2 protein-coding genes and 1 pseudogene are annotated in these 2,458 nt (G+C 42.6%); 2 read left to right on the top strand and 1 reads right to left on the bottom strand.

The annotated features are described in order from the left end of the window. Nucleotides 1–350: 350 nt before the first annotated feature. Nucleotides 351–1,766: pseudogene (locus B9G53_RS09455) on the top strand (IS5 family transposase); the annotation flags it as partial. A gap of 166 nt (nucleotides 1,767–1,932) precedes the next feature. Here the strand turns inward: B9G53_RS09455 and B9G53_RS27305 are convergent. Beyond that, a complete protein-coding gene (locus tag B9G53_RS27305) occupies nucleotides 1,933–2,100 on the bottom strand; it encodes a hypothetical protein (RefSeq protein ID WP_176453161.1) in 168 nt (55 codons plus the stop codon). On the opposite strand from B9G53_RS27305, the gene B9G53_RS09450 reads away from it, so the two are divergent. After that, on the top strand, nucleotides 2,084–2,368 hold the full coding sequence (locus B9G53_RS09450) for a YggT family protein (protein ID WP_094531521.1): 285 nt from the start codon (nucleotides 2,084–2,086) through the stop codon (nucleotides 2,366–2,368). The genes B9G53_RS27305 and B9G53_RS09450 overlap by 17 nt on opposite strands. Nucleotides 2,369–2,458 lie beyond the last annotated feature (90 nt).

Below are 2,458 nucleotides of genomic sequence, written 5' to 3'. Positions count from 1 at the left end.
CATCGCTGAAAATCACTCTCTTAGTCCTATATAAATTGAAAACAAGAATTTTATATCCCTATTTCTATAATCTTTGGTATCTTATTTCTTCGCAAGCCCCCTACACTTTCGGCAAGCGGCTCAACGCCATATCCAAGTTATCCGAGTCACTCATTCCCCTTGCTCTGGTTTGTGGTTAGCTTGGGTCGGGGAAAAGATGCCAACTTTAGACCACCTTTGGCGCTTGTAATTAGGGCTTACTGAAAAAGCAAGAAAAGCATATAAGCAATGGTTTCTAAGGAGATCGAAAACTGATAAAATGCAAGGAAAAGTATGAAAAGCAAGTAAAACCCTTGCACAAATAAAATTTCATGTACCGACAATCTCCCACGGGACAGCTATCATTCGAGAATTTCTACTTACCATTTGGCGGGAAACTGTCAGGAGACAATCGATGGGTAAGATTAGCGGAACTAGTACCGTGGGAACAATTTGAGAGTGAATATGCAGAACAATTTAGCCAAGGACAAGGAGCGCCAGCAAAACCATTTCGGATGGCACTTGGGGCGCTGACAATCAAAGAGAAGCTAGGAACAAGCGACGAAGAGACAGTGGAACAGATCCGCGAGAATCCATATTTACATTACTTCCTAGGCTTGTCAGAGTACAGCGACAAAGCACCATTTGAAGCAAGCATGATGGTACATTTCCGCAAACGATTGAACCTAGAGATCGTGGGGAGAATCAACGAACGGATTGTGAAGCCTCCCAAAGAATCGGGTCAAAAAGAGAAAGAAGAAAAGCAGGACAAAAAAGCAGAAAAAGAAGAGAAGAAAGTAGAAAAAGAACAGAAAGAAACAGAAACAGCAAATCAAGGGAAATTGCTGCTAGATGCAACAGTCGCACCAGCCGACATCTGTTATCCCACTGACATCAAACTGTTGAACGAAGCAAGGGAACAAACGGAAATTGTGATTGATGCGCTTTACAAACAAGTGAAAGAACAATTACCGAAGAAACCACGCACCTATCGTCGTGAAGCAAGGACAGCTTATCTCCAAATTGCCAAACAACACCAACCCAATCGTAAAAAGATTCGCAAAGCATTGCGCCAACAGTTGGGATATGTCCGTCGTAATCTTGCCCATATTGATACTCTAATTGCCGCAGGGGCAAAGCTATCGGAATTGAAGAAGAATCTCTATCGGAACTTGCTGGTCGTCAGTGAAGTATATCGGCAACAACAATTGATGTACGAGCAAGGTTGTCATCGCATAGACGACCGCATCGTCAGTATTACTCAACCTCATGTGCGTCCGATTGTTAGAGGTAAGTCAGGAACACCTGTGGAGTTTGGCGCTAAACTCTCGGTTAGTTGTGTGGATGGTTATGCATTTCTCGACCATCTCAGTTGGGATAACTTCAATGAATCGGGGGATTTGCAGCAGCAAGTAGAATTGTTTAAATCTCGCTTTGGACATTATCCTGAAGCGGTTTACGTTGACCAGATTTACCGCACTCGCAGCAATCGCGCCTATTGTCGAAATCTGGGTATTCGGATTACGGCTCCGCCTTTGGGACTCGATGATTTGGCGGCTATTCGCAAGCAAACTCTCGAAGATGCTAAGGTTCGCAATCAAATTGAAGGTAAGTTTGGACAGGCTAAACGACGGTTCAGTTTAAATCGTGTCATGACCAAGTTAGCAAATACTTCGGAAACAGCGATCGCTATCACCTTTTTGGTCATGAATTTGGAAAAGCTGCTCAAGCTGCTTGCTTTTTTATTTTTCTCTGGGTTTATGTTTTGCTGACAACACCTTTTTCTGACCTTTGACAAGGTGGCCTTTACCTTTTCTACTATCTTTTGGCAAGTTCCTATCTTGTCTTCTAAGAAGTCTGCTTTTTCTCCTTACCTTGGACTTGCCACCTAATTGCTTTTTCAGTAAGCCCTACTTAATCCCTCAATGGACTGTAAGGGCGGGTTTCCAATCGCGAATCGAGCCTTGTCCATTTCTTAGAAATATTCCGCATCGCCAAATAAGCCAGCTTAAAAGCAGCCTCATCGATCGCATAAATACTTTGAAATTTGAAACTGGTTACTGTCGTGGACGCGATCGCCATTAGCTCTCTTACTCTCAATATTGTTTTGGGATTATTTATCCTGATGTATATATTTCGGATCATCATGACATGGTATCCCCAGATTCCTCTTAAGCAATTTCCCTATAGCCTGATTACATTTCCCACAGAACCTTTGCTATTTGTGCTGCGGAAGTTAATCCCACCGATCGGCGGGATTGATATTTCCCCTGTGATTGGTGTCGGTATTTTTAGTCTCTTGCGCGAAATGTTACTTGGTCAGCAAGGTATTTTGACAATGATGCAATAGATTTACCGCAATTACCGACTAGTTACTCCCTTCCCGCTATAAGATCAGTGAATTAATGAAAAGATAAAATCCAGTGTTTTTCGTAATTGT

Origin of the sequence: Pseudanabaena sp. SR411 (assembly GCF_002251945.1) — a bacterium.
Classification (GTDB): Bacteria; Cyanobacteriota; Cyanobacteriia; order Pseudanabaenales; family Pseudanabaenaceae; genus Pseudanabaena.
The sequence above is the reverse complement of the archived record's forward strand: the minus strand, read 5'-3'. Positions and strand labels throughout refer to the sequence as shown.

Coding starts and splice junctions, on each gene's coding strand:
- B9G53_RS27305 (WP_176453161.1), bottom strand. CDS start 2,100: ATGGCGATCGCGTCCACGACAGTAACCAGTTTCAAATTTCAAAGTATT.